The sequence below is a fragment of the Acidimicrobiales bacterium genome, assembly GCA_016794585.1.
Lineage (GTDB): Bacteria > Actinomycetota > Acidimicrobiia > Acidimicrobiales > DATDAH01 > JAEUJM01.
The window spans coordinates 101,676-126,434 of sequence record JAEUJM010000013.1; the positions used below are offsets into that span (position 1 = coordinate 101,676).

Consider the following 24,759-nt stretch of genomic DNA (forward strand, 5'->3'; position numbering starts at 1 on the left):
GGCGTTCAGACGATGTCGAGCATGCGCTGGAGCGCCACGCGCGCCGACGCCGCGGTGTCGGGGTCGACCGTGATGCGGTTGACCACCTCGCCGGCGACCAGCCGCTCGAGCACCCAGGCCAGGTGGGGGCCGTCGATGCGGAACATGGTGGAGCAGGGGCAGATGAGCGGGTCGAGCGACACGACCGTCTTGTCGGGCGTCTCCGCGTCCAGCCGTTGCACGAGGTGGATCTCGGTGCCCACCCCGATGGTGGTGCCCGCCGGGGCCTCGTCGACCGCCCGGATGATGAAGTCGGTGGACCCCACCTTGTCGGCGACCGCGCACACGTCGTGGGCGCACTCGGGGTGGACCACCACGAGGCCGTCGGGGTGCTCGGCCCGGAAGGCCTCGACGTGCTCGGGCCGGAAGCGCTGGTGCACCGAGCAGTGGCCCTTCCACAGCAGGAAGGTGGACTCCTTGCACTGGGCCTCGGTGAGGCCACCGAGGTCGAAGCGGGGGTTCCACACCGCCATGTCGTCCTCGGTGTAGCCCATCGCGTACCCGGTGTTGCGGCCGAGGTGCTGGTCCGGGAAGAACAGCACCTTGTCACCCCGGGCCATGGCCCACTCGAGCACGGCACGGGCGTTGGTGGAGGTGCACACCGCACCGCCGTGGTCGCCGACGAAGGCCTTCAGCGCGGCCGACGAGTTCATGTAGGTGATGGGGACGAGCCGCTCGACGTCCACGACGCCCGAGAGCTCCTCCCACGCCTCCTCGACCTGGTCGATGTCGGCCATGTCCGCCATGGAGCAGCCCGCGTTGAGGTCGGGCAGGATCACCTGCTGGTCGTCGGCGGTGAGCACGTCGGCCGACTCGGCCATGAAGTGCACGCCGCAGAACACGATGTACTTCGCCGTCGGGCGCTGCTGGGCGAGCACGGAGAGGCGGTACGAGTCGCCGCGGGCGTCGCACCACTTCATGACCTCGTCGCGCTGGTAGTGGTGACCGAGGAGGAACACCTCGTCACCGAGCGCGGCCTTGGCCGCACCGATCCACTCGTCGATCTGTTCGGGGGTTGCGTCGAGGTAGCGCTCGGGGAGCGATGTCTGGAGCCGCAGCATGTTGTCGGGACCTCCCTGGAGGGAAGCTCCGCTGAAGGGCGGTGGGGGCAGCCTGGTCGCCACGCCACGGGGATGTCGCCCACGGAGCTGATATGTCGCCGGAAACCAGGCCGGCGTGAACACAGTCTAGGCCCGGTGACGCGTCCGCACCCCGGATTCGGGGGATGATCGGGGGATGTCACCGGACGGCCGCACCGAGCTGTGGAGAGGCGTCGAGATCTTCGGCCTCTCCGGGCTGGCCGTCGCGCAGCCCCTCTACGAGGTCTTCGGCGACAGCCCGGAGGTCTTCGTCTTCGCGGACGCCGGCCGCCGCGACATCGTCGCGTTCGCCCTGGTGCTGCTGCTCGTGCCGCCGCTCGTGCTGTGGGGGATCGGCGCGCTGGTGGGGCTCGTGGCCCCCAAGGCCCGCCAACCCGTCCACCTCGCCACGCTGGGCGTCCTGGGCGGTCTGCTCGGCATGTACCTGGTCAAGCACCTGGGTTGGGAGCCCGGCCTCCTGCTCGTCGTCATCGGCGCCGCCGCCTTCGCCCTGGTCGTCTGGGCCTACCGCCGCACGCGAGCCACCGCCACGCTGTTGCACTACCTCGCCCTCGGCCCGGTGCTGTTCGTCGTCAGCTTCCTGGCGCTGTCGCCGGCGAGCGAGCTGCTCCGACCCGAGAACGCCGACGCGGCCAACCTGGACGTGGTCGCCCCGGAGGACCTGCCCCCGGTGGTGATGATCGTGTTCGACGAGTGGCCGCTGACCACCATCGTGGGCACGGACGGCGAGATCGACGCCGAGCTCTATCCGAACCTGGCCCGCCTCGCCGGCGACAGCACGTGGTACCCGAACACGACGACCGTCACGAACTCGACCCTGTTCGCGGTGCCGTCGATCCTCACCGGCCAGATGCCCGAGGACGACCTCGGCGCCGACGCCCGGTCGCACCCCGAGAACATCTTCACCCTGCTCGGCGGCGTGTACGACCTCGAGGCGGTCGAGCCGATCACCGCGCTCTGTCCCACGGCCATCTGCAACGAGCCCGAGGATCCGGCCGCCTCGGACGACGGCGGCGCGGCCTCGTTGTCCGACTCGCCCCTCGGCACCCTGCTGCGCAACGCCCGATCCGTGTACCGCACCCTCGTCAGCCCCACCGACCCCCTCGGCGGCTCGACCGACCTCGAGGACGCGGAGACCGCGGCAGCGGAGGCCGGCGCGGTGGAGGAGGGCGACGTCGAGGCCCAGGTGCGCGACGCACAGGAGGACCAGGGCGAGGCGGACATCCTCGCCGTCTTCGGGCCCCGGCCACAGGGCCTCAACGGCCTGCTCAGCACCATCGAGCCGGACGAGGGCCCGACCGTCCACTTCCTGCACCTGCTCCTGCCCCACACGCCGTACGCCCACCTGCCGACGGGGGAGCAGTACCCGTCCGACGAGGGTCTGCGCGAGGTGACCGAGGTGCGGGGCGACGACCCGTCCGGCAACCGTCGGGGCCCGTCGCAGCAGGCCGCCGACTTCGACCGCCAGCGCCTCCTGCTCCAGGTCGGCTACCTGGACGCCCTCGTCGGCGACCTGATCGACCGCCTGGAGGAGGCCGGCCTCTACGACGAGTCCTTGGTGGTGCTCACCTCGGACCACGGCATCACCTTCGAGGCGGGGGCGCCGGCCCGCGGGCTCGGCCCCGCGCCGGTCGATCCGGACACGATGCACGACCTGGCGTGGGTCCCGCTGATCGTGAAGGCGCCGGGTCAGACCGAGGGCGTCGTCGACGACCGCAACGCCCTCAACATCGACGTGGTGCCCACCATCGCCGACCTGCTCGACATCGACATCCCGTGGGAGGTCGACGGTCGCTCGCTGGCGGGCGAGCCGCGGCGGGGCGACCACAAGCCCTTCCTGCGGGCAGTCGGGCTGTCGGGCGCCAACTACCAGTTCGAAGAGCCGATCGGCGTCGAGGACCAGGCCGACCTCGACGACGTGTTTGCCGGCGGAGTGGACACGTTCCTCCCCGGGAGGCGGGGGCTGGACCGCTGGTACACGTACGGCCCCCGTCCCGACCTCGTGGGCCGGCGGGCCGCGGCGATCGGTCTCGGCCCGGTCAGCGATCTGGGGCCGGCGCAGGTGGAGACCGGCCGCCGCGTCGAGGTGGCGGCCGGCGAGGAGCTGCCCGCGCTCGTGGTGGGGCGGGTCAACGGCGACGCGCCCGACGGGACTCTCGTCGCCGTGACCGTGGACGGCACCGTGGCCGCGGTCGTGCCGATGTACACCGACCAGTTCGGCCCCGGCCGGGTCGCGGCCATGCTCCTGCGCTCGGCCCTCACCGAGGGCGAGCACGACATCGGCTTCCTCGAGGTCACCGGCGGGTCGTCGCCGACGCTGCGGCCGCTCCGGTTGCAGTGATCGCTCCTCCGATGACGGGCCGCGATCGGGCGGGATCGACGGGGTCGGCCCGCCCGTAGGCTGGGCCGACCATGGTGCAGCGACCGCCGGCGGGGACCATCCCCGACGCCCCCGGCTCCTACCAGTTCAAGGACCGCGACGGCCGCGTCATCTACGTGGGCAAGGCCAAGTCGCTGCGGTCGCGCCTTTCCAACTACTTCGTGCGCAACCTGCCGATCCGTACGGCGCAGATGGTGGCGTCGGCCGAGAGCGTCGAGTGGATCCAGGTCGACAACGACGTCGAAGCGCTGATGCTCGAGTACAGCCTCATCAAGCTGCACCGGCCCCGGTTCAACATTCGCCTGGTCGACGACAAGAGCTACCCGTTCCTCGCCGTGACCGTGGGCGACGAGTGGCCCCGGCCCATGGTCATGCGCGGTGCCAAGCGCAAGGGCGTGCGCTACTTCGGTCCCTACGGCCACGCCTACGCGATCCGCGAGACGCTCGACCTGCTCCTGCGCACCTTCCCGCTGCGCACCTGCTCGGACAACAAGTTCGGTCGCCACGAGCGACTGGGCCGCCCGTGCCTGCTGTTCCACATCGAGAAGTGCAGCGGCCCCTGCGTCGGCGAGGTCACCCAGGAGCACTACCGGACGCTGGTCGACGAACTGATCGACTTCCTCGACGGCGACACCGACACCATCCTCAAGCGCCTCGAGGTGGAGATGCGCGAGGCCGCCGACGAACTGGCCTTCGAGCGGGCGGCGCGCCTGCGGGACAAGCTGACGTCGGTCCGCAAGGCCATCGAGAAGCAGCAGATGGTGGCCGAGCGCAACGAGGACTTCGACGTGATCGGCATCGCCGACGACGACCTCGAAGCCGCCGTGCAGGTCTTCTTCGTCCGCCGGGGCCGGGTGTCCGGGCGCAAGGGCTTCATCGTCGACAAGGTCGAGGACCTCACCCCGGGCGAGCTGGTGAGCAACGTCCTCGAGGGCCTCTACTACGACGAGCCGCCCCTCGGCCTGCCCAAGACGGTGCTGGTGCCCACCGAGCCCGAGGACGTGGACCTCTACGAGCGCTGGCTGGCCGAGACCCGCGGCACGGCGGTGACGATCCGGGTGCCCCAGCGAGGCGACAAGCGGACGCTCCAGGAGACCGTCACCCGCAACGCCAAGGAGGAGCTCACCCGCCACCGCCTGCGGCGGGCCTCGGACCACAACAGCCGGGCCAGGGCACTGAACGAGCTCCAGGACCACCTCGGACTGCCCATCGCCCCGTTGCGCATCGAGTGCTACGACATGAGCCACATCCAGGGCAGCGACTACGTCGGCTCCATGGTGGTCATGGAGGACGGGCTCCCCAAGAAGAGCGAGTACCGCCGCTTCAAGATCCGCGAGGTCGACCAGAACGACGACTTCGCGGCCATGGAGGAGGTGCTCACGCGACGCCTGACCGCCTACCTGGCCGAGCGGGAGAAGCCCGCCGACGAGCGGCCGGGGCGCTTCGCCTATCCGCCCCAGCTCCTGGTGGTGGACGGTGGCAAGGGTCAGCTGTCGGTGGCCATCCGCGTCCTCGAGAACCTCGGCCTGGCCGACGAGATCCCGGTGGCCTCGCTGGCGAAGCGCTTCGAGGAGGTCTACGTGCCGGGGGAGTCGGACCCGATCCGCCTGCCCCGCCAGTCCGAGGCGCTCTACCTGCTGCAGCGGATCCGCGACGAGGCGCACCGCTTCGCCATCTCGTACCACCGCGAGCTGCGCGGCAAGCGCATGACCAAGAGCGCCCTCGACGACATCCCGGGCCTCGGCCCCACCCGAAAGAAGCGCCTCGTGAAGGAGCTCGGCGGGGTGAAAGCGGTCAAGGAGGCCGATGTGGAGACCCTGCGAGCCCTACCGTGGCTGCCCGACAAGGTGGCCGACGCCGTGTTCGACAAGCTCCACCGGGCCGGTCGGCGATGAGCGCCGAGGGCGGCCGCAGCGGGCCTGATCCGCGGGACCCGGACGACCTCTGGGAGACCCACGCCGGCTGGTGGCAGGACGGCTTCACCGAGGGCGCCGACCCGGAGTACGAAGAGCAGATCCTGCCGTTGGCGGCCGAGCACCTCGCCGGTGCCCACACCGTGCTCGACGTCGGGACGGGGGAGGGGCAGGTCGCCCGACTCGCCCTCGCCGGCGGCGCCACCCGGGTGCTGGGCGTGGATCCGACCCTGGCGCAGGTGGTCGAGGCGGCGCAGCGTGGCGGCGGGCCGACCTACGCCCGCGCCGGCGCCGACCGGCTGCCGGTGGCGTCGGGCTCGATCGACGCGGTGGTGGCCTGCCTCGTGTTCGAGCACATCGAGGCGGTGGACGAGGCCATCGCGGAGGTGGCCCGGGTCCTGGCCCCCGGCGGTCGTTTCCTGTTCTTCCTCAACCATCCGCTGCTCCAGACGCCGAACAGCGGCTGGATCGACGACCAGGTGCTCGACCCACCCGAGCAGTACTGGCGCATCGGCCCGTATCTCGTCGAGGACCGCACCATCGAGCAGGTCGAGAACGGGGTGTTCATCCCCTTCATCCACCGACCCCTCAGCCGCTACGTGAACGCGTTGGCCGCCAATGGCCTCGTCGTGACCCGCATGGAGGAGCCGGCGCCGCCGCCGGGCTTCCTGGCCCGGGCCCCGGAGTACCAGGAGGCGTCGACCATTCCCCGCCTCCTGTTCCTGCGGGCGGAGCCGCACCCCGGCTGAGGACCCCTCGGTAGGCTGGGCCCATCAGCGAGATCATCATCATCGCCGGGCTCTCCGGAGCCGGCCGCTCCCAGGCGGCCGACAACCTCGAGGACCTCGGCTGGTTCGTCATCGACAACCTGCCACCTGCACTCATGCCGAAGGTGTCCGAGCTGGCCCAGGCGCCCGGCTCGGGCTACGAGCGGGTGGGCCTGGTGGTGGGTGCGTCGGGGCCCGACCACAGCGAGGTGCTCGAGTCCCTGCGGGCGTTGCGCTCCACCGACGCGATGGTGCGGGTCCTGTTCCTCGACGCCTCCACCGAGGTGCTCGTGCGCCGCTACGAGAGCACCCGGCGCCGCCACCCGCTGGCCGACGGTGACCGATTGGCCGATGCCATCGAGCGCGAGCGCGAGCTGCTCGACCCCGTCAAGGCGGGCGCCGACGTGGTCATCGACACCACCGAGCTGAACATCCACCAGCTGAAAGCCCGCATCGGCGACCTCTTCGGCGGCGACCGGGCCGACAACGGCATGCAGATCACCGTCGAGTCGTTCGGGTTCAAGCACGGCCTGCCCCTCGACGTCGACCTCGTGCTCGACTGCCGCTTCCTGCCGAACCCCCACTGGGTGGACGAGTTGCGGCCCCTCTCGGGGCGGGACGAACCGGTCAAGGAGTACGTGCTGGGCCAGCCCGCCGCCGTCGCCTTCCTCGACCACCTCAGCAAGCTGCTCCGCCTGCTGGTGCCGGCCTACCAGCACGAAGGCAAGTCGTACCTGACCATCGCCTTCGGGTGCACCGGCGGCCGCCACCGCTCGGTCGCCATCGCCGAGGAGGTGGCGGAGCAGCTGCGCTCACGCGGGGAGCGCCCGGCGGTCAGCCATCGAGACATCGACCGTTGAAGCCGGAGGACGAGGCCGAGGCCGAGGCCGTGGACCCGGTGGGCGAGGCCCGAACCCACGAGGGGTCGGCCCGGCGAGGACCGAGCCGAGAACGGGAAGCGAGCAATGGCCTCGGCTGCGGACCCCGGGTGGCAGCCGTCGGCGGCGGTCACGGGCTCGCCGCGTCCTTGCGCGCCGCCCGCCGCTACGCCGGCGAGCTGACCGCCATCGTGGCGGTCGCCGACGACGGAGGCTCCAGCGGGCGGCTGCGCGAGAGCATCGCCCTGCCGCCGCCCGGCGACCTGCGCAAGTGCCTCGCCGCGCTCGCCGCCGAAGACTCGCTCCTGGCCCGGGCCTTCGACCACCGCTTCGACGCGGGGGAGCTGGAAGGCCACGCGCTGGGCAACCTGCTCATCACCGGCCTGGCCGACGCCGGCGGCGACTTCCAGGCCGCCCTCGACGAGGTCGGCCGTCTGCTGGGCGCGGTCGGGCGGGTCCTGCCCGCCACCACCGAGCCCGTCGTGTTGAAGGCCGAGGCCGGCGGCGACGAGGTGGCCGGTCAGGTGGCGGTGTCGAACGCAGTCGGCATCACCCGCGTGTCGCTGACGCCGCCTGATCCGCCCGTGGCACCCGGCGTCGTGGAGGCCATCGAGGGGGCGGACCAGATCGTGATCGGCCCCGGCTCCCTCTACACCAGCGTGCTGGCTGCCGCAGCGGTGCCGGGTGTGCGGGCGGCGCTGGCCCGGACGTCGGCCCGCAAGGTGTACGTCTGCAACCTGGCCCCGGAGATCCCCGAGACCGCCGGCTACGGCGTGGGTGACCACGTCGACGCCCTCCGGGCCCACGGCCTGGAGGTGGACGTCGTCGTCTGCCACGAGGGCGGCTTGCCCACCGACGGGCTCGACGTGGAGGCCGTGATGCGTCCCATCGCCCGCCCCGGCGGCCTCGCCCACGACCCCGCGCTGCTCGCCGAGGTCCTCGCCGGGCTCACGTGAGCCCCCAAAGGGCTTCCTGGAGAAGGTTGGGACCTTCGCAACTGGCACCGCGCCGCGGCGACGTGGTCGGATAGGTGCAGATCCCCGAACTCTCAACGGAGGCACACCCGCAATGACCATCCGCGTCGGCGTCAACGGCTTCGGCCGCATCGGCCGCAACTTCTTCCGTGCCGTCAAGGAGCAGGGCGCCGACATCGAGTTCGTCGCCGTCAACGACTTGGGCGACGTCGCCACGATGGCGCACCTCCTCAAGTACGACTCGGTGATGGGCACCCTCGACGCCGACGTCAAGGCCGTCGACGGTGGCATCGAGATCGACGGCAAGGCCCTGAAGGTGCTGGCCGAGCGCGATCCCGCCGCCCTGCCGTGGGGCGATCTCGGCGTCGACGTCGTGGTCGAGTCCACCGGCTTCTTCACCGACCGGACCAAGGCCGCCGCCCACCTCGAGGCCGGCGCTCCCCGCGTCATCATCTCCGCCCCCGGCAAGGACGCCGACGCCACCTTCGTGGTCGGCGTGAACGACGACACCTACGACGCCGAGGCGCACAAGGTCATCTCGAACGCCTCCTGCACCACCAACTGCTTCGTGCCCATGATCAAGGTGCTCGACGACGCCTTCGGCGTCGAGCGCGGCCTCATGACCACCGTGCACGCCTACACCGGTGACCAGTCCCTCGTGGACGGCCCCCACAGCGACCTGCGCCGGGCCCGCAGCGCCGCCATCAACATCATCCCGTCGTCGACCGGCGCCGCCCGCGCCACCGGTCTCGTCCTCGAGGCCATGCAGGGTCGCCTCGACGGCACCTCCCTGCGGGTCCCCGTGCCCGACGGCTCCATCACCGACTTCGTGGGCATCCTCGACAAGGAGGCCTCGGTGGACGAGGTGAACGCCGCCTTCGAGGCCGCCGCCTCCTCGGGCCCGCTGTCCAAGGTGCTGAAGTACTCGGACGAGCCCATCGTGTCGTCGGACATCGTGGGCACGCCCTACTCCTGCACCTTCGACAGCAAGCTCACCATGGTGTCGGGGAACCTCGTGAAGATCCTCGGCTGGTACGACAACGAGTGGGGTTACTCGAACCGCCTCGTCGACCTCGTCGAGATCGTCGCCGCCTGAGGGCGGCACGGCGACAGGCGGTCCTGACATGAGCGTGCCGGTCCTGGAGGACCTCGGCGACCTCGACGGTCGCCGGGTCCTCGTCCGCGCCGACTTCAACGTCCCGTTGGAGGACGGCGAGATCACCGACGACCTGCGCATCCGGTCGGCCCTGCCCACCCTGCGCTGGTTGCAGGAGCAGGGCGCCACGGTCACGGCGTGCAGCCACCTCGGACGACCCAAGGGGGCGCCCGACCCGGCGTTCTCGATGGACCCCGTCCGGGCGCGGCTCGCCGAGCTGGCGCCGGGGGTCGAGCTGCTCGAGAACCTGCGCTTCGACCCGGGCGAGACGGGCAACGACCCGGCCTTCGTGCAGAAGCTGATCGAAGGTCAGGACGCCTACGTCAACGACGCCTTCGGCGCGTCGCACCGGGCGCACGCCTCCATCGTGGGGCCGCCGCAGTTCCTGCCGTCGGCCGCCGGGCGCCTGCTGGCCCGTGAGGCCGAGGTGCTGCTCGGCGTCCGCACCGACCCCCGCCACCCGTTCGTGGCCATCCTCGGCGGGGCCAAGGTGAGCGACAAGCTCGGTGTCATCGAGGCGCTGCTCCAGGTGGTGGACACGCTCATCGTCGGCGGCGGCATGTGCTTCACGTTCCTGGCGGCGCAGGGCAAGAGCATCGGCTCCTCGCTGGTCGAGCCCGACCAGATCGACACCTGTGCGCGGTTGCTGTCCGAGAGCGACGCCGTCCACCTGCCCAGCGACATCACGGGCCTCGGCCCGGGGGGCAAGATCGGCGACCCGTCGGCGGGCGGCGAGGTGCGCCAGTTCGGCACCAATCTGCCCGACGGCTGGATGGGCCTCGACATCGGTCCCGGGACCGCCGCCGAGTTCCTCGACATCATCGGCGAGGCCGGCACCGTGCTCTGGAACGGCCCCATGGGTGTGTTCGAGGACGAGCGCTTCGCGGCCGGCACCCGGGCGGTGGCCGAAGCCGTGGCGGACGCCCGCGGGTTCACCGTGGTCGGCGGCGGCGACAGCGCCTCGGCGCTGGCCAAGTTCGGGTTGGCCGATCAGGTCGACTACCTTTCGACGGGTGGCGGTGCGTCGCTCGAACTGCTGGAGCAGGGGGACCTGCCCGGCCTGAAGGCCCTCCGGGAGGCCCCCAATGCCTGAGGCGCGCAAGCCGCTGATCAGCGGCAACTGGAAGATGCACCACAACCACTTCGAGGCCATCCAGACGGTTCAGAAGCTGTCGTACGCGCTCGACGCCGAGGACTACCTCGCCGTCGACGTGTCGGTGCACCCGCCCTTCACCGACATCCGCTCGGTCCAGACGGTCATCGAGTCGGACAAGATGGACATGGCCCTCGGCGCCCAGAACTGCCACTGGGAGGACAAGGGCGCCTTCACCGGCGAGGTCTCGCCGTCGATGCTGGCCAAGCTGAACGTGAAGTACGTGATCGTGGGCCACTCCGAGCGCCGTGAGCTCTTCGGCGAGACCGACGAGGACGTCAACCGCAAGGCCCGGGCCGTGCTGGCGCAGCAGATGACGCCCATCCTGTGCTGCGGCGAGACCCTCGAGGAGCGCGAGGCGGGCACCACCGAGTCGAAGGTCGAGGGCCAGGTGCGGGCCGGCCTCGCCAAGATCACCAAGGAGCAGGTCGGCGGCATGGTCGTCGCCTACGAGCCCATCTGGGCCATCGGCACCGGCCGCACGGCCAGCGCCGAGGACGCCCAGGCTGTCTGTGGGTTCATCCGCGGCGTGGTCTCATCGGTGGCCGGCGCGGAGGCTGCCGCCACCGTGCGCATCCAGTACGGCGGATCGGTGAAGCCCAACAACGCCGCCGAGCTGATGGGCCAGCCCGACATCGACGGTGCCCTCGTCGGCGGCGCCAGCCTGGACCCCGACGACTTCAGCCGCATCGTCCGCTACCGACTGGGCTGAGGTCCGCTGGTCTTAGCCATCGTCCTCGACCTCGTCCCGCGCCCGGTGTCGTGCCGTGACGGGGCCTGACCGATAGGATCCATCCTCGTGCTCACCGCCATCGTCATCGGGATCCAGGTCATCGCCAGCCTGCTGCTGATCCTGCTCGTGCTGCTGCACAGCGGCAAGGGCGGCGGCCTCTCCGACATGTTCGGTGGTGGCCTCGGCGCCACGGCGGCGGGCTCGACGGTCGTCGAGAAGAACCTCGACCGCATCACCGTGGTCGCCGCGGTGGTCTTCGGCTTCACGACCATCGCCCTCGTCCTTTTGCTCGACTGAGCGTCGGCGCCCCGCCGGCGCCCTCTCCTCGGGCCGTTCGCCACCGGCATCCTTCGGGATTCGTTGTGCACTCTTCGTCGCCATGCGACGAAACCTGCACGAAGAACCGCGCACTCGACCCGCTCGGCTGACGGCCCGGCACGTTCTTTGGACCGTTCACCGCGCTCTGCGCGGTCATCGGTCCAAGGAATCGAACCGCCCGAGCAGGTGGCAGGCCGTCGTCTCGGACCGGGAAGCGTTCCGCGGAACGCTCAGGGGTAGGGCCAGCCGTTCGGCAGGCAGCCGTCGAGGCCCTTCGTCTGCTGCTGCATGACCGGCGCCAGCTGGCCGGCGCCGCCGCACATGTCGTGGCCGTGGGCCAGGACGTGGCCGAACTCGTGGTTGACGACGTAGTGGCGGTAGTCCTCGAGGGGCCCCGTCCACACGTCGATGCCCTCGTTCCAGCGGTCGAGGTTGATCACCGCCGTGTTGCCCTGCCCGCAGGAGTAGATCCCATTGGTGCGCAGCGGGGCGCACATCGCATCGGTGGTCCCCGGCGTGGCCAGCACGATGCGGGCCGATCCCCCGGCCTCGACCCGCTGCACGCTGAGGCTGCCGTCGGCGATCCAGCTCCGGGGGTCGCTCAGGGTGCCGTCGACGAAGGTGGCGAATGCCGTCGGGTCCACGCCGGTCGCGGTCTCCACCTCGACCGTATAGGTGCGGGGCGCGCCCGTGCCCGCCGGCCAGCTCGTTCCCGGCGCGGTCACGAAGGTGCCCGGCGCCGGCGGGGGAGCGGGGACCGTGGACGCCGTGGTCGGCGTCACCGCGCTCACCGCCCGCTGCACCAACGTGGTGCCGGTGGCGTCCGTGGTGTTCGGCCCCCCGCCCGAGGCGGCATCGTCACCACCACCGCACCCCACCAGGAGCCCCGACCCCACCAGCAGGGCCGCCAGCGCGACGAGGGACAGCCGACGCCCTCGTCCGTGGGCCACGACGCCGAGGCTACGGGGCGGTGGGTTGGTCGGGGAAGCCGGTGGGTGGGGTAGAGTGTCCGTCCGCCCGCACCCCGGGTGGGCCACGTCGGAGTGGCGGAATTTGGTAGACGCGCCAGCTTGAGGGGCTGGTGCCCGCAAGGGCGTGGGGGTTCAAGTCCCCCCTCCGACACCACCTGACCAGCGCGAATGCGCTGGTCAGCGGCCTTTTTGCCCCACGTTCGGGTCGGGCGGCGGAGCCTCTCGGCATGCTTCTGAGTGCCTTCAACCACGTCGCAGTGCTGACCGGTGACACCGAGCGGTTCCTCGAGTTCTACGCCAACGTGTTCGGCGCCACGCACGAGGTGCTGGAGGACGGCGACGGCTTCCGGGCCACGCTCGTCTGGGTCACGCCGACCTCCGAGCTCAACGTGTTCGAGCTGCGGGGCAACCCCGAGCAGGAGCGCCAGGTGCCGATGTTCGGTCGGGGCCGGCTGGACCACTTGGCGTTCGAGGCGGCCTCGCTCGAGGCCTTCGACGAGATCCGTGACCGCCTGCTCGCCCGCGACGCCACGGACGGCTTCGTCACGGACTTCGGCCCACGTGCTCAGCGTGTTCTTCCGGGATCCGGACTGGTTCGAAGCGGAGGTGTGCCTGCAGAACCCCGATGCGACGCCCGGTCGGTACAACCCGCCAGGGACACCGTCTCTGCGGTACCACCCGGCGGGAACGCCGCCGCCTGAACGGCTCAGCGGGCCGCCCGACCGTCCCTGACGTCGGTCACCCGCAGGAACTCCAGCGAGCGCGGGCCCTCAGCGGGCTGCGTCCGCGAGCACCCACACCGGAACACCCTGCCGTCCTCGGGCGCAGGCACGTCGCCGTGTAGATTCGCCGCCGCCGCACCCTCCGACCACGAAGGATCGCTGTGCCTGCTGTCTCCGCCCTCCTGTTGTCCACCTTCCTTGTCGCCTCCACCGTCACTGGATCGGGCGAAGGGCAGGCCTTCACCGTCACCCCGAATCCGGCGCCCGCCGGGGCGACGGTCACGCTCGCCGGTGGATGCCCCTCGACGGCCTCGTCGTTCCCGATCAGCATCACCGACCCCGACGACAACACCATTGCATCAGGGACGGCTCCCTCCGACGGCCTGGGCGACTTCTCCGGGACCCTGCAGATCCCCGCAGACGCGACCCCCGGCGGCGGGTACATCGCGGCGGTGGAGTGCAACGACAAGGAAGAACTGGTGACCAGGTTCAGCGTCATCGCCGACCCCGGCGCGACGCCGCCCACAACGGCGCCGCCGACCGAGTTGCCCCCGCAGGCACAGCCTGCTGACGCAACTGCGATCGCACCGGCGTTCACCGGCTGACGCCCGCACCCGAAGATCAGTCACGGAGGTTTCGGGGCTGCCGTCACCGGTGATGTCCGTGGCACATTCGACCCGGCGGAGTTCGGGGCGACCTGCTCCCGCCGTCTCTTCCAGGGTGGGCGCTGGGTCTTCGACCTCGACGTGAGGTGCCATACCCTGCACTGGGGGCAGAAGTAGGCCCCTCGCTCCCGCCGTCCGGCCGATCTGTCGGACTTCCGTCGGATCGCCCGGAGAGCTGCGAGGGCATCCCACTCGGACGGGTACGGACGTTTCGTGCAATCGGCCATGTCGACCGGGCTCCTCGAGCCAAGGCACCCAGCGGCTCATATCCGCCCGAAGTACCGAGTCAGCGCCTCATAGCTCTGACCCACGGAGCACCTTCTGGGTGCAATTGCGGTGGACTGTAGCTGACGATCCGTCCTTTGTCTCGGGAGGAGGAAGGACGCGTCGGCCGCCGCCGGCCTACCGCCAGCGGTAGCGGATGGGGAGGTGCTTCACGCCGCTGACGAAGTGGCTCTGGGCCCATTCGGCGTCGCCGGCGGGCTCGAGCTCGGCGAGCTGGTCGACCAGGCGGCGGAGGAACGAGCGCAGCTCGCGGCGGGCGAACTGGGCGCCGAGGCAGAAGTGGGCGCCGACGCCGAAGGAGAGCAGGCGGTCGGCATCGGTGCGGGTGACGTCGAAGGTCATCGAGTCGGCGAAGACGTCCTCGTCACGGTTGGCCGACGGGTACGAGAGGAGCACGCCGCCGCCGTCGGGGATGTCGACGCCGCGGATGGTCGTCGGCTCCGTGGCGTACCGCATGAAGTGGCGCACGGGGGTGGTCCAGCGGATCATCTCGTCGGCCGCTCGGGCCACGGCGTCGTCGTCAGCGTCCTGGAGCGCCTCCCACTGCCCCGGGTGGGCGAGGATCGCCTCGAGCCCGCCGGAGAGCGCGAACGACGTCGTGTCATGGCCGGCGGTGGCCACGAGGATGTAGTACCAGAGCCGCTCGGCGTCACCCATGGGGCAGCCGTCGACCTGGCCATTGGCGATGACCGAGGCGAGGTCGTCGGCGGGGCAGGCCCGGCGGTCCTCCGTGACCTCGTTGAAGTACTGGATGAACGTCATCACCGATCGGGCGACCCGCATGGCGGGATCGGTGTCGTCGCCGAGGAACTCGGGGTCGTTGGCGCCGAAGATCCCCTGGGTGAGGTCCATCATCATCGGCTCGTCCGACTCGGGGACGCCGTAGATGTCCATGATGATGCGCAGCGTGTACGGCTGGGCGATGTCGACGGCGAAGTCGCACTCGCCGTCGAGGGCGCGCATCCGGTCGATGAAGTGGTCGGCGATGGCGTCGATACGGGACTGACGGGCGCCCACCGCGGCGGGCTTGAACCAGTCGTTGGTCACCTTGCGGTGCGCCGTGTGCTCGTGGTCGTCCAGCTGCACGAGCGAGCGGGGGACGAACGGGCTGGCGAGCATCTCCTCCTGGGCAGCGTCGGGGGAGAGGACCACCCGGGCCGTGCTCTTCCAGTGGTCGTCGTCGCGGGACACCGCGAACACGTCCTCGTGGCGGGTCAGCACCCAGAAGGGGCTGAACTCGTCGTCCTCGACCACCAGGATCGGCTCCGTGCGGCGGAGGTCGGCCACCTGCTCGTGCCAGTCGGCCATGTCGCCCCAGCGGGCGGGACGGTGGAAGAGCCCGCCGGCGTCGCTCGTCCGAGTGGCGACGGTCACGTTCCCCGCCCTTTTGCACTCGACCGCCTCGACCCGTCTAGTGGAGAGGCGCAACGCGGGCGACGAGGACGGGACACGGGCCAGGAACCTACAAGGCGAACGGAGGGGCAGCGGGCGGGGTAGGTCGCGAGGTGAGCAACGAGAAGGAGTGATCGACCATGTCCGAGAAGCGCCACGACTTCCACAGCCTCGCCTGGCGGGCCGGGAACGCGTTCGTCGCTCTGCTCGCCCGCTTGGGGGTGGGCCCGATCCATCTCCTGACCACGACAGGTCACAGGACGGGCCGGGAAGCGACGGTCCCCGTGGTCCCGGTCGACGACGGCGACCGTCGCTGGCTCGTCGCCCCCTACGGCGAGGTCCAGTGGGTACGCAACGTGCGCTCGACCGACCGCGTGGAGATGCGCTACGGCAGGACGAGTCGGCGGTACCGCGCCCACGAGGCGGCGCCCACGGAGGCGGGACCGGTCCTCAAGCGCTACGTGGCCATCGCGCCCAAGGCTCGTCCGGAGTTCGACGCGACCGTCGACGACCCGGTGGAAGCGTTCGTGGCCGAAGCCGACCGGCACCCGGTCTTCGAGTTGCTCGCCGCCTGAGATCCGGGCGGGCCGGCGTCGGCTCTGGGGAGTTCGACACGTCGAACCGAACCACCCACCGGGGGCGCAGGCGCCGTTTCTTGACCGCCCGGTCAAGTGCTGTGCGAGACTCGAACGACCGTCGGCCGCTGGGTGCCGCGGGCGGATCGGAGGGGACGTGTCGGTCGAGACGCTGAGGGAACGGGTCCGTCGCCAGCGCGACGAGCTGCCCGGGATGTATGGCGACATCGACTTCGACCGGGTGCCCGAGCGGCTGGCTCTCGGCCCCGACGACGAGTCGGACTACCCGACCCACATCAAGCTCTCCCGCGCCGACCTGATGGCCGACACCAGCCTCATCGAGGTGATGGCCACGGCCACCATGCTCGGCGACGTCGTCTGCGACGCCTACGTCTCGCTGATCCCCGAGCTCGGCATGCAGCGCCTCATCGAGATGGTCCGCAGCGCCTGCCGGGACGGCATCGAGGCCGTGGAGGGCGCCCCCGAGGAGCTCGTCGCCTTCATCGAGGCCATGGAGGACACCCCCGACTGGATCGACCTGGACCTGGTCGAGCGAGGCGCCCGGGTCGAGCGGGCCGGCGCCGCCCTCGCCGCCCCCTACGCGATCCGTGGTGCCTTCCTGGCCACCTTCCTCAACGAGTACGCGGCCCTGCCCATGGCCATCACCGGGTCGCTGTCGGACAAGCGGGCCGCCCGGCGGGTCAACGAGACGGCCAGCTTCTTCGCCACCACGGTCCTCCCGGGCGGGATGCGCCGCGACGGCCCGGGGTTCGAGGCCGCAGCGATGGTGCGCCTGATGCACTCGATGGTCCGCTACAACGCGCTGCGGCGGTCGGACCGCTGGGACCAGGAGCGCTTCGGCATCCCCATCCCGCAGGTCGACCAGATGCCGGCGGGGCTGATCTCGTCCTTCCTCATCGCCGCCGCGGTGGTCAAGGCGGGCCGGGACGAGTTCGACGCCGACGAGCAGGCCCAGATCGAGATGGCCCGGTATCGCTGCTTCCTGCTCGGACTACCGGAAGAGCTGCTGCCGACCGAACCGAAGGAGATGCTGGCGGTGTTCCTCGCCCGGGCTGCCACCCTGCGTAAGGGGTACGACGACGCCACCTGCGGCGAGCTCGTGCGAGCCACGATGGGCGCCTACCTGCGCCCGGACCGCTCCCTGCACAACCGGATCGGCGAGTCCTTCGAGCGCAGCTTCAGCACCGCGTTCTTCATCAAGGTGTTCCTCGAGGGCGACACGGAGCAGGCGGCGTCGATGGGCGTCTCCATGACCACCGGCGACAAGGTGCGGGTCGCGGCGGCGGCGCCGTTCATCTACGGCCGCCTGCAGGCGGTGCACCTGCTCAACCGGGTCCCGCCGCTGCGACCGGTCACCGACTCCCTCGTCACCTGGACCCTGCGCCGCCGACTGAAGGGCTACGGCCACGCCGAGTTCCGCACCGACGCCCAGACCTACACCCACGGCCGCCCGAAGGCCGCGGCGGCCTCCGAGCCCGCCGCCTGACGAGGCGCACGGGAGCGGGTCGTCAGAGCAGCAGCTCGTCGTAGGCCTGCCTGGTCCCCTCGTCGAAGCACACGAAGCGGATCTCCTCCAGGTCGGTGTCCACGCCCCGGACCGTCGACACCGCGATCTCGGCCGCGGGCCGCACGGGGTAGCCGTAGACCCCGGTGGAGATGGCGGGGAAGGCAACGCTGGCGGCGCCCACCTCGGCGGCCCGCTGGAGCGAGGTGGCGTAACACGAGGCCAGCAGCTCGGTCTCGCCCTGCTCGCCGCCTCGCCAGACCGGCCCCACGGTGTGGATGACCCACCGGACCGGGAGGCGGAAGCCGGGGGAGACCTTGGCCTCGCCCGTCGGGCAGCCGCCGAGGGTCCGGCAGTACTCGACGAGCTCCGGGCCGGCGGCCCGGTGGATCGCCCCCGTCCACGCCACCGCCACCCAGCAGCGAGGAGTTGGCGGCGTTGACGATCGCGTCGACGTCTTGCTCCGTGATGTCCCCGAGCATGACGGACAGCTGCGGTCGAGTCATCCGGCGGCCTCCGTCACCCCGGCAGATCAGACGTTGATGTCCTCATGGCCCTTCGCCGGCCGGTACCGCCTCGGCCTCGCCCCATCGGTGGGGGAGAGGAGCCCCTTCACCACCAACATGTCCAGGGTGGCGGCCACCGCCTCGTACTCGTCGCTGCGCAGGCGCTCCGACACGTCGGCCATGGTCACCGCCTCGTTCGTCAGACACAGCTCCTTGACGGCCTCGTACACGTCCAGATCGTCCACGCCGCCAGCCTAGGAGGCGGGCGGCCCACGCCCGAGGGGAACCCCACCAGCGCCTTAACATCTGTCTTGACATATATACGGCATGGCATATGCTCATGCCCGTGCCCGCCACGGAGCTGTTCGATGTGATCGCCGAACCCACGCGGCGGCGCATTCTCGATCACCTCCGTGAGCAGGAGTGCTCGGTGGGTGAGCTCGTGGAGCTCACGGGCATGCACCAGCCCGGGGTGTCACGCCACCTTCGGGTGCTCCGGGACGCCGGCCTGGTCGACGTCCGGGCCGATGCCCAGCGCCGCCTCTACCGCCTCCGCCCCGAGCCGCTGACCGAGCTCGACGAGTGGCTCGCCCCCTATCGCCGGTACTGGGCGGGCCGCCTCGACGCCCTCGAGCGGCACCTCGACCGAACCAACCCACCCTCGACCAAGGACACGCCATGACCCCCGATCCCGACGGCACCATCGAGCGCACCGACAGCGGGGGTGTGATCCGCTTCGAGCGCCGCCTGCGCCACCCGGTCGACGAGGTGTGGTCGGCCATCACCGAACCAGAGCGGCTGGGGAGTGGTGGCTGCCGTTCCCCGCCGACATCAGCCTCGATCTGCGCCCTGGTGGGCAGATCGTCATGGCCGCCGCCGGCGACGAGCCCATGGTCATGACCCTCGAGGTGCTGCGGGTCGAGCCGCCGGTGCTGCTCGAGCATACCCATGTGGACGAAGGCTCCCGGATGCTGTGGGAGCTCGAGCCCGACGGCGACGGCACCATGTTGCGCCTCAGCCACTTCGTGACCGATCCCGCCGCCGCCGTCGAGAACGGGTACGCGGTCGGCCTCCACATGTCGCTCTCACGGCTGGCCCCCGCCCTCGCCGGCACGCCCGTCCCCTGGGACTGGGACATGTTCGCAGAGCACCAGCGTCACTACGCCGCCGCCGGCCTCGCCGCCGAGCTGACCGAGGACGGCACCTCCGCCTGAGCGGCCGCTGAGATCGCCCGCTCGCCTCCGTCTCCCTCCCGTCGTCCCCGCCAAGGAGCCATCCGATGCCCACCAACGACCAGAAGCTCGTCGTCCGCTGCCTGATGATGTCGATCGACGGCTACGCCGCCGGCGAGAACCAGCGCATGGAATCGCCGTTCGGCGACAACGTCGAGGGCTTCACCGACTGGATGTTCGCCACCCGGGCCGGCAACGAGATGCTCGGCCTGGACGGGGGCGAGGAGAACGACGACGACGCCTTCGTCCGCCACAGCTTCGACGGCATCGGCGCGGTCATCCTGGGCCGCAACATGTTCACCACGTCGCGTGGGCCGTGGCCGGACGACGGCTGGGTGGGTTGGTGGGGGCCGAACCCGCCGTACCACGCGCCGACCTTCGTGCTCACCCATCACGAGAGGGACGACCTCCCCATGGAGGGCGGCACCACCTTCCACTTCGCCACCGGGGGTATCGAGGACACCCTCGAACGGGCCTTCGCCGCCGCCGAGGGCAAGGACGTCCGCCTCATGGGCGGCGCCAACGTGGTGCGCCAGTACCTCAGCGCCGGCCTGGTCGACGAGATGCACCTCGTCCAGGTGCCGATGCTCATCGGCGTCGGCGAGCGCGTCTTCCCCGAGTCCTCACCGCCCGCCGGCTACGTCTGCATCGAGCACACCGCCACCGACGCCGTCACCCACTTCCGCTTCGAACGCCCCTGAGGACAGGAACCGGCGGCCTCTCAGCTGAAGTCGATCCAATGCAAGGCGTGATCGCTGCCAGCTTCGATCGCGCCCGCGTACTCGTACCCGCCGGCGCTCGGTCGTAGGTCCGGGCTCGAGAAGATCCGGTCCATCCGATGGCTGGCGCCCGAGCTGAGCGTGTGGGAGACGGCGAGCGGTCCCTCGTGCTTCTCCGCGCGCCGGCGATCGAGCTCACCGCCCGCTTCCAGCACCGTTCGGTATGCGTCGACCAGGCCGTGTGAGGGAGTGGGGCCGATGAAGGCGTGCTCCTCGAAGAAGTCGTCGCTCGGGTCGGGATCGATGAGGTCGATCGGGTCGCGCCAGGTGTTGAGGTCGGCGCCAAGTACCAAGGGGCGTGGTGCACTGGCGAGCCACTCCGACATGGACGAGTACGCCGCCATCTTCACGGCGACACCGTCGCCTGCGGCGTTCGGTGTGTGCCACGAGACGGCCGTCACCTCCTGGCCGTCGGGACGACGCACGCGAGCCCAGAGGCTCCGCTGCGGCTTCGGCAGTCCCCCGACCACGCCGCAATCGAGGATCTCGGCGCCCCGGCGGAGCAGCACGCCGCAGCCCATCCACCCCCAGGTCGCCTCCTCGAACACCTCCTGTGAGAACACGCACGTCCCGGGGTGGGCCGCCCGCACCGCCTTGGCGACGCCACCCTTCACCTCTTGCAGCACCGTCACATCCGCGTCGACGCCAGCAAGCAGAGACGCCTTCGACCTCTTCTCCTGCAGACGGGCCCACCAATCCAGGTTCCAGGACGCGAAGCGCCAGGTGTGCCCCCGACCGTCTGATGGTGAATCCACCACAGCGTGAGCGCCAGCCGCCGCAGCGGTCAGTCGCGGAAGCCTTTTCCGGCGAGGATCTTGTCGGCGTACTTGTCGATCCGGGCTTCGCGGGTCTCGGCCTTCTTGGCGTCGCTGAAGTGGAGGTTGTACTCCCGTTGGCGGCCGGGGGTCAGGCCCTCGAAGGCCGTACGGAGGTCGGGGTCGGCCTCGAGGCGGTTCTGGAGCTCCTCGCACAGCTCGAGCCCGGGGGCGGGCTCGACCTGGAGGCCCTTGTCCTCGACGTCGATGGCGTCGGCGACGTAGTCCCTGACGATGTCCGCCTGCTCGTTCACCTGGGCGACCGAGGTGAGCTCGAGGCGGAGCGCGGAGCGGCTGTTCGGGCCCTGTGAGCGCAGCAGGCCGGCGGGGTCGTCCATCAGGGCGCCCTTGAAGAACATGAGGGACAGGAAGCCCTTCATGGGCTGGAAGATGGCGATGTTGCGCCCGTCGTGGCTGAAGCAGGGCTTGCCCCACTTGATCTCCTCGGTCAGCCCGCACTCCAGGAGCACCGGCCGCAGGGCCTCCATCTCGTCCTTCCACTGGTCCTGCCGCCCGATGAACGCATCCACCTTCGGGTTCGTCTCCATGCGCCGCAGCGTACGACCCGCGACGCCCCTGGGCGAGCGAGCACCCACCTGCGTTCGCGCCGCGCCGGCGCGACCATCCCGAGAAAACATGCAACCCCTGGTTGCGTTTCTCTGGAACCGGGTGCATACTGATGCGCAACCGATAGTTGCACATGGAGGAAGCCCCGTGGAGTTCGGATCGATCGAACGTGAAGTCCAGATCAACGCCTCGCCGGCGACGGTGTTCGAGGTCATCACCAGCCCCGCCCACCTGCGTGAGTGGTGGCCCGACGACGCGGTGCTGGAGCCCGTCCCGGGCGCCAAGGGCCACCTCGTGTTCGGTGACCCCGCATCGGGGGAGGCCCAGATCCCGCAGGTCACGGTGGTCGACGCCGTTGCGGACCGCCTGTTCTCCTTCCGCTGGACGCACCCCGAGGGAGAGGACGCCGCGGAGGGCAACTCGCTGCTCGTGACCTTCGAGCTGGCGCCGAGCGATGGCGGGACCCTCCTGCGCATGACCGAGTCCGGCTTCCGCGAGATGGGGTGGGAGGTCGCGGTCCTCGAGGAGACCTACAACGACCACGTGGCCGGTTGGGGACACTTCCTGCCCCGGCTCGTGGACTACGCCCCGACCGTCGTCGTCGCAGCATGAGCACCGCCGCCCGATCGGCCGACCCGGTCGACGACCAGCTGTGGTCCGCGGTGGGTGACCCCACCCGGCGCCGGCTGCTCGACCTGCTCCTCACCGATGGCGACGGCACCGCGACGACGTTGAGCGAGTACGTCCCCGTCACCCGCCAGGCGGTGGCCAAGCACCTGGCCGTGCTCGACCGCGCCGGCCTGGTGCACGGCGTGGCGGAAGGACGCGAACGCCGCTACCGGGTCGACGACGAGCAGCTCGCCCGGGCCGCCGCACAGCTCGCGGCGGTCGGTTCGGCGTGGGACGGCCGGCTCCGCCGCATCGCCCGCATCGCCGAGCGCATCGAGGCCGACCGCGCCGCCGACCAGCGAGGGGAGCACCCCTCGCCGCCGGGAGTGCGATGATCGTTCCGTGCCGGCGAGCCTCACCTACGACGAGTTCATCTCCGACGTCGTCAAGGTGGTCGAGGGGTTCGGCGCCGCCATCATGGTGCTGGGCGGCCTGGCCGCACTGATCGCCTACGCCGTCGCCATGACCGCGCCAGCCCGGCGGGAGGGTGCCTACGAGCAGCTCCGTGAACGGCTCGGTCGGGCCATCCTGCTCGGTCTCGAGGTGCTCATCGTGGGCGACATCGTGCGGACCATCGTCGTGGACCCGACCGTCGAGAGCGTCCTCGTGCTGGGCATGATCGTCGTCATCCGGATCGTGCTGAGCTTCTCGCTCGAGGTCGAGATCGACGGGGCGTGGCCGTGGAGCCGCTGGCGGCTCCGCCACCAGGATCCGCCCGCCGCTCAGCCCGAGTGAACCGCCGGCGCCGACCAAGCGGTTCGATCAGTCCTTGACGATCTCGGTGCCCGGGAAGTCGCCGGCGTCGCGCCACTGCTCGAGGAAGCCGGCGTAGTCGAGGATGCTCCCGGTGTACACGAGGTTGCGGGCGGTCTTCTCGTCCCGGCTGAGCTCGCTGTTGTAGTAGCCGGGCGTGCAGCTGGCCGAGTAGCCGGCGATGAGCAGGGCCTGCTCGAGCAGCACCGCCAGCCAGTCCTCCTCGGCCGAGGGGACCGACTCGATGGTCGCGACACCGTCCTCCTCGCACGTGGCGATGATCCACGCCACGTGCTTTGCCGACTCGGCCAGGAAGTGCAAGAAGTTGGTCCCGAAGCCGGCCTGGACGATCCCGATCATGCACATGTTCGGGAACCCGGAGGACAAGATGCCGTGCAGGGTGTGCGGGCCGTCGGACCAGCGCTCGGACAGACGCTGCCCGTCGCGGCCGACCGGATCGAACCCCAGCCGGCTGGCCAGCTCGGTGGTGACCTCGTAGCCGGAGGCGAACACGAGGATGTCGACGGGGTACTCCTCGCCGTTGGCCACCACGGCGCCGGCGGTGATCTGCTCGACGCCCTTGCCGTCGGTGTCGACCAGGTGGACGTTGGGCTTGTTGAACGCCGGCAGGTAGTCGTCGTGGAAGCACATCCGCTTGCAGTGCTTGCCGTACCAGGGCTTCAGCTTCTCGGCCGTCTCGGGGTCTTCGACGATGGTGTCGACCCGGTGGCGGAGCTCCTCCATCGACTCGAAGTCGGAGCGCTCGAGGGCCTCGGCCTCCTCGGGCGACGAGGCCTTCACGTGGGTGTCTTCCCACATGTACCGGGTCCATCCGTCACCGACCAGGTTCTTCTCGGGCTTGGCGCCGGTGACCGCCTGGGTGAAGTTGCGGATGCGCTCCTGCTGCCAGCCCGGCGGCTGGCTCTTGTACCACTCGACGTCGGTGGGGCCGTTGTTGCGCTCACCCACGGCCGACGGCGTGCGCTGGAAGACGTACACCTCCTTGGCCACCTCGGCGAGCTGGGGGACCACCTGCACGGCGGTGGCGCCGGTGCCGATGATGCCCACACGCTTGTCCGCGAGCTTGTCCATGCGCTCGGTGGGGCCGCCCCCGGTGACGGCGTAGTTCCAGCGACTCGTGTGGAAGGCGTCGCCCTCGAAACCCTCGATGCCGGGGATGCCGGGCAGCTTGGCCTTCGCGAGGATGCCACCGGCGGTCACGAAGAAGCGCGCCCGGAAGGTGTCGCCGTGGTTGGTGGTGACGTGCCAGCGCCCGTCCTCGTCGTCCCAGCGGGCCTCCTCGACCTCGGTGCGGAACAGGGCGTGCGGGTACAGGTCGAAATGGCGGCCCATCAGCTGGCAGTAGGCGAAGATCTCCGAGGCGCTCGCGTACTTCTCGGTGGGCATGTAGCCCGTCTCCTCCAGCAGCGGGAGATACGTGTAGCTCTCGACGTCGCACATGCAGCCGGGGTAGCGGTTCCAGTACCAGGTGCCGCCGAAGTCACCGGCCTTGTCGATGATGCGGATGTCCTCGACACCGTGCGCCTTCAGGTTGATGGTCGTGAGCATGCCGGCGAAGCCGCCGCCCACGACGAGCACCTCGTGCTCCTCGTCGACGGGCTCGCGAGTGAAACCGGGCTCGGCGAACGGGTCCCGGTCGAACTCGGCGAGATCCCCCGCGAGCTCCTTGAACTGGGCGACGCCGTCAGGCCGGATGCGCTTCGCCCGCTCGATCCGGTAGCGCTCACGGACCTCTTCGATCGAAGGGGACGGGCCGGGGGAGGACTGCGTCATCGGTTCGATCTCTCCGGTCGGGGGGCCGGGTGGCGCCCAAGGTGCGAAGGTCGCAGGTCAGCGACTGACGCTGGCATGGTCGGCCCCGGCTCACTAGG

Annotated in this window: 26 protein-coding genes, 1 tRNA gene and 1 pseudogene; 20 read left to right on the plus strand and 8 right to left on the minus strand. The window is 70.6% G+C overall.

Annotated features, from left to right (window positions below; translation table 11 throughout):
- Positions 1 to 5 precede the first annotated feature (5 nt).
- Positions 6 to 1,100 carry a quinolinate synthase NadA gene (gene nadA, locus JNK12_06080; GenBank protein ID MBL8775476.1) on the minus strand — a complete coding sequence of 365 codons (1,095 nt, stop codon included), beginning with the start codon at positions 1,098 to 1,100 and terminating at the stop codon, positions 6 to 8.
- Between the two features lie 175 nt (positions 1,101 to 1,275).
- On the opposite strand from nadA, the gene JNK12_06085 reads away from it, so the two are divergent.
- From JNK12_06085 to secG, 9 genes are all read left to right on the plus strand, one after another.
- Positions 1,276 to 3,480, plus strand: a complete 2,205-nt coding sequence (locus JNK12_06085) for a sulfatase-like hydrolase/transferase (protein MBL8775477.1) — start codon at positions 1,276 to 1,278, stop codon at positions 3,478 to 3,480.
- A gap of 71 nt (positions 3,481 to 3,551) precedes the next feature.
- Entirely contained in the window at positions 3,552 to 5,414 is a 1,863-nt protein-coding gene (gene uvrC, locus JNK12_06090) for an excinuclease ABC subunit UvrC (protein ID MBL8775478.1), read from the plus strand.
- Positions 5,411 to 6,181, plus strand: coding sequence for a class I SAM-dependent methyltransferase (locus JNK12_06095; GenBank protein ID MBL8775479.1), 771 nt, complete (start codon positions 5,411 to 5,413; stop codon positions 6,179 to 6,181). Before uvrC ends, JNK12_06095 begins: the two co-directional genes overlap by 4 nt.
- 23 nt (positions 6,182 to 6,204) lie before the next feature.
- A complete protein-coding gene (gene rapZ / locus JNK12_06100; protein ID MBL8775480.1) occupies positions 6,205 to 7,059 on the plus strand; it encodes an RNase adapter RapZ in 855 nt (284 codons plus the stop codon).
- A gap of 128 nt (positions 7,060 to 7,187) precedes the next feature.
- Positions 7,188 to 8,033 carry a YvcK family protein gene (locus tag JNK12_06105; GenBank protein MBL8775481.1) on the plus strand — a complete coding sequence of 282 codons (846 nt, stop codon included), beginning with the start codon at positions 7,188 to 7,190 and terminating at the stop codon, positions 8,031 to 8,033.
- Positions 8,034 to 8,145: 112 nt separating this feature from the next.
- Positions 8,146 to 9,147 carry a type I glyceraldehyde-3-phosphate dehydrogenase gene (gene gap / locus JNK12_06110; GenBank protein ID MBL8775482.1) on the plus strand — a complete coding sequence of 334 codons (1,002 nt, stop codon included), beginning with the start codon at positions 8,146 to 8,148 and terminating at the stop codon, positions 9,145 to 9,147.
- A 28-nt stretch (positions 9,148 to 9,175) separates the two neighbouring features.
- Positions 9,176 to 10,300: a phosphoglycerate kinase gene (locus JNK12_06115; protein MBL8775483.1), complete on the plus strand. Its 1,125-nt coding sequence runs from the start codon at positions 9,176 to 9,178 to the stop codon at positions 10,298 to 10,300.
- Positions 10,293 to 11,072 carry a triose-phosphate isomerase gene (locus JNK12_06120; protein MBL8775484.1) on the plus strand — a complete coding sequence of 260 codons (780 nt, stop codon included), beginning with the start codon at positions 10,293 to 10,295 and terminating at the stop codon, positions 11,070 to 11,072. The genes JNK12_06115 and JNK12_06120 overlap by 8 nt, the downstream gene beginning before the upstream one ends.
- 87 nt (positions 11,073 to 11,159) lie before the next feature.
- Positions 11,160 to 11,390, plus strand: coding sequence for a preprotein translocase subunit SecG (gene secG, locus JNK12_06125; GenBank protein ID MBL8775485.1), 231 nt, complete (start codon positions 11,160 to 11,162; stop codon positions 11,388 to 11,390).
- Positions 11,391 to 11,641: 251 nt separating this feature from the next.
- Here the strand turns inward: secG and JNK12_06130 are convergent, their stop codons facing one another.
- Complete coding sequence (locus JNK12_06130; protein MBL8775486.1) at positions 11,642 to 12,361, minus strand: DUF3152 domain-containing protein; 720 nt, start codon at positions 12,359 to 12,361, stop codon at positions 11,642 to 11,644.
- A gap of 87 nt (positions 12,362 to 12,448) precedes the next feature.
- Between JNK12_06130 and JNK12_06135 the strand changes: the two genes are divergently transcribed.
- From JNK12_06135 to JNK12_06145, 3 genes are all read left to right on the plus strand, one after another.
- Positions 12,449 to 12,536 (plus strand) — tRNA-Leu (locus JNK12_06135).
- A gap of 73 nt (positions 12,537 to 12,609) precedes the next feature.
- Positions 12,610 to 13,083 (plus strand): VOC family protein, encoded by a 474-nt coding sequence (locus JNK12_06140; protein ID MBL8775487.1) that lies wholly within the window; start codon positions 12,610 to 12,612, stop codon positions 13,081 to 13,083.
- Between the two features lie 182 nt (positions 13,084 to 13,265).
- On the plus strand, positions 13,266 to 13,709 hold the full coding sequence (locus JNK12_06145; GenBank protein ID MBL8775488.1) for a hypothetical protein: 444 nt from the start codon (positions 13,266 to 13,268) through the stop codon (positions 13,707 to 13,709).
- A gap of 462 nt (positions 13,710 to 14,171) precedes the next feature.
- Here the strand turns inward: JNK12_06145 and JNK12_06150 are convergent, their stop codons facing one another.
- A complete protein-coding gene (locus JNK12_06150) occupies positions 14,172 to 15,428 on the minus strand; it encodes a cytochrome P450 (protein MBL8775489.1) in 1,257 nt (418 codons plus the stop codon).
- 158 nt (positions 15,429 to 15,586) lie between these two features.
- Here JNK12_06150 and JNK12_06155 point away from each other — a divergent pair, with 158 nt between their 5' ends.
- Together JNK12_06155 and JNK12_06160 are read left to right on the plus strand one after the other, a co-directional pair.
- Positions 15,587 to 16,021: a nitroreductase family deazaflavin-dependent oxidoreductase gene (locus tag JNK12_06155; protein ID MBL8775490.1), complete on the plus strand. Its 435-nt coding sequence runs from the start codon at positions 15,587 to 15,589 to the stop codon at positions 16,019 to 16,021.
- Positions 16,022 to 16,178: 157 nt separating this feature from the next.
- Complete coding sequence (locus tag JNK12_06160) at positions 16,179 to 17,528, plus strand: DUF2236 domain-containing protein (GenBank protein MBL8775491.1); 1,350 nt, start codon at positions 16,179 to 16,181, stop codon at positions 17,526 to 17,528.
- Positions 17,529 to 17,550: 22 nt separating this feature from the next.
- Here the strand turns inward: JNK12_06160 and JNK12_06165 are convergent.
- Positions 17,551 to 18,052 (minus strand): annotated as a pseudogene (locus JNK12_06165) (O-acetyl-ADP-ribose deacetylase).
- Positions 18,053 to 18,078: 26 nt separating this feature from the next.
- Positions 18,079 to 18,297 (minus strand): hypothetical protein, encoded by a 219-nt coding sequence (locus JNK12_06170; protein MBL8775492.1) that lies wholly within the window; start codon positions 18,295 to 18,297, stop codon positions 18,079 to 18,081.
- A gap of 101 nt (positions 18,298 to 18,398) precedes the next feature.
- Here JNK12_06170 and JNK12_06175 point away from each other — a divergent pair, with 101 nt between their 5' ends.
- The 3 genes from JNK12_06175 (at position 18,399) to JNK12_06185 (ending at position 19,985) form a co-directional block, all read left to right on the plus strand.
- Positions 18,399 to 18,734, plus strand: a complete 336-nt coding sequence (locus tag JNK12_06175) for a winged helix-turn-helix transcriptional regulator (GenBank protein MBL8775493.1) — start codon at positions 18,399 to 18,401, stop codon at positions 18,732 to 18,734.
- An 88-nt stretch (positions 18,735 to 18,822) separates the two neighbouring features.
- Positions 18,823 to 19,266, plus strand: a complete 444-nt coding sequence (locus JNK12_06180; protein MBL8775494.1) for an SRPBCC domain-containing protein — start codon at positions 18,823 to 18,825, stop codon at positions 19,264 to 19,266.
- A gap of 65 nt (positions 19,267 to 19,331) precedes the next feature.
- Positions 19,332 to 19,985: a dihydrofolate reductase family protein gene (locus JNK12_06185; protein ID MBL8775495.1), complete on the plus strand. Its 654-nt coding sequence runs from the start codon at positions 19,332 to 19,334 to the stop codon at positions 19,983 to 19,985.
- A gap of 20 nt (positions 19,986 to 20,005) precedes the next feature.
- Here JNK12_06185 and JNK12_06190 read toward each other — a convergent pair whose 3' ends face one another.
- Together JNK12_06190 and JNK12_06195 are read right to left on the minus strand one after the other, a co-directional pair.
- Positions 20,006 to 20,689, minus strand: coding sequence for an endonuclease/exonuclease/phosphatase family protein (locus tag JNK12_06190; GenBank protein MBL8775496.1), 684 nt, complete (start codon positions 20,687 to 20,689; stop codon positions 20,006 to 20,008).
- A gap of 158 nt (positions 20,690 to 20,847) precedes the next feature.
- Positions 20,848 to 21,366 carry a YdeI/OmpD-associated family protein gene (locus JNK12_06195; protein MBL8775497.1) on the minus strand — a complete coding sequence of 173 codons (519 nt, stop codon included), beginning with the start codon at positions 21,364 to 21,366 and terminating at the stop codon, positions 20,848 to 20,850.
- 226 nt (positions 21,367 to 21,592) lie between these two features.
- Here JNK12_06195 and JNK12_06200 point away from each other — a divergent pair, with 226 nt between their 5' ends.
- From JNK12_06200 to JNK12_06210, 3 genes are read left to right on the plus strand one after another with little or no spacing between them, the layout of a single operon-like run.
- Positions 21,593 to 22,057, plus strand: a complete 465-nt coding sequence (locus JNK12_06200; GenBank protein MBL8775498.1) for an SRPBCC domain-containing protein — start codon at positions 21,593 to 21,595, stop codon at positions 22,055 to 22,057.
- Positions 22,054 to 22,449 carry a helix-turn-helix transcriptional regulator gene (locus tag JNK12_06205; GenBank protein MBL8775499.1) on the plus strand — a complete coding sequence of 132 codons (396 nt, stop codon included), beginning with the start codon at positions 22,054 to 22,056 and terminating at the stop codon, positions 22,447 to 22,449. Before JNK12_06200 ends, JNK12_06205 begins: the two co-directional genes overlap by 4 nt.
- A 7-nt stretch (positions 22,450 to 22,456) precedes the next feature.
- On the plus strand, positions 22,457 to 22,849 hold the full coding sequence (locus JNK12_06210; GenBank protein ID MBL8775500.1) for a DUF1622 domain-containing protein: 393 nt from the start codon (positions 22,457 to 22,459) through the stop codon (positions 22,847 to 22,849).
- A 27-nt stretch (positions 22,850 to 22,876) separates the two neighbouring features.
- On the opposite strand, the gene JNK12_06215 is transcribed toward JNK12_06210, so the two are convergent.
- Complete coding sequence (locus JNK12_06215) at positions 22,877 to 24,661, minus strand: NAD(P)/FAD-dependent oxidoreductase (GenBank protein MBL8775501.1); 1,785 nt, start codon at positions 24,659 to 24,661, stop codon at positions 22,877 to 22,879.
- Positions 24,662 to 24,759 lie beyond the last annotated feature (98 nt).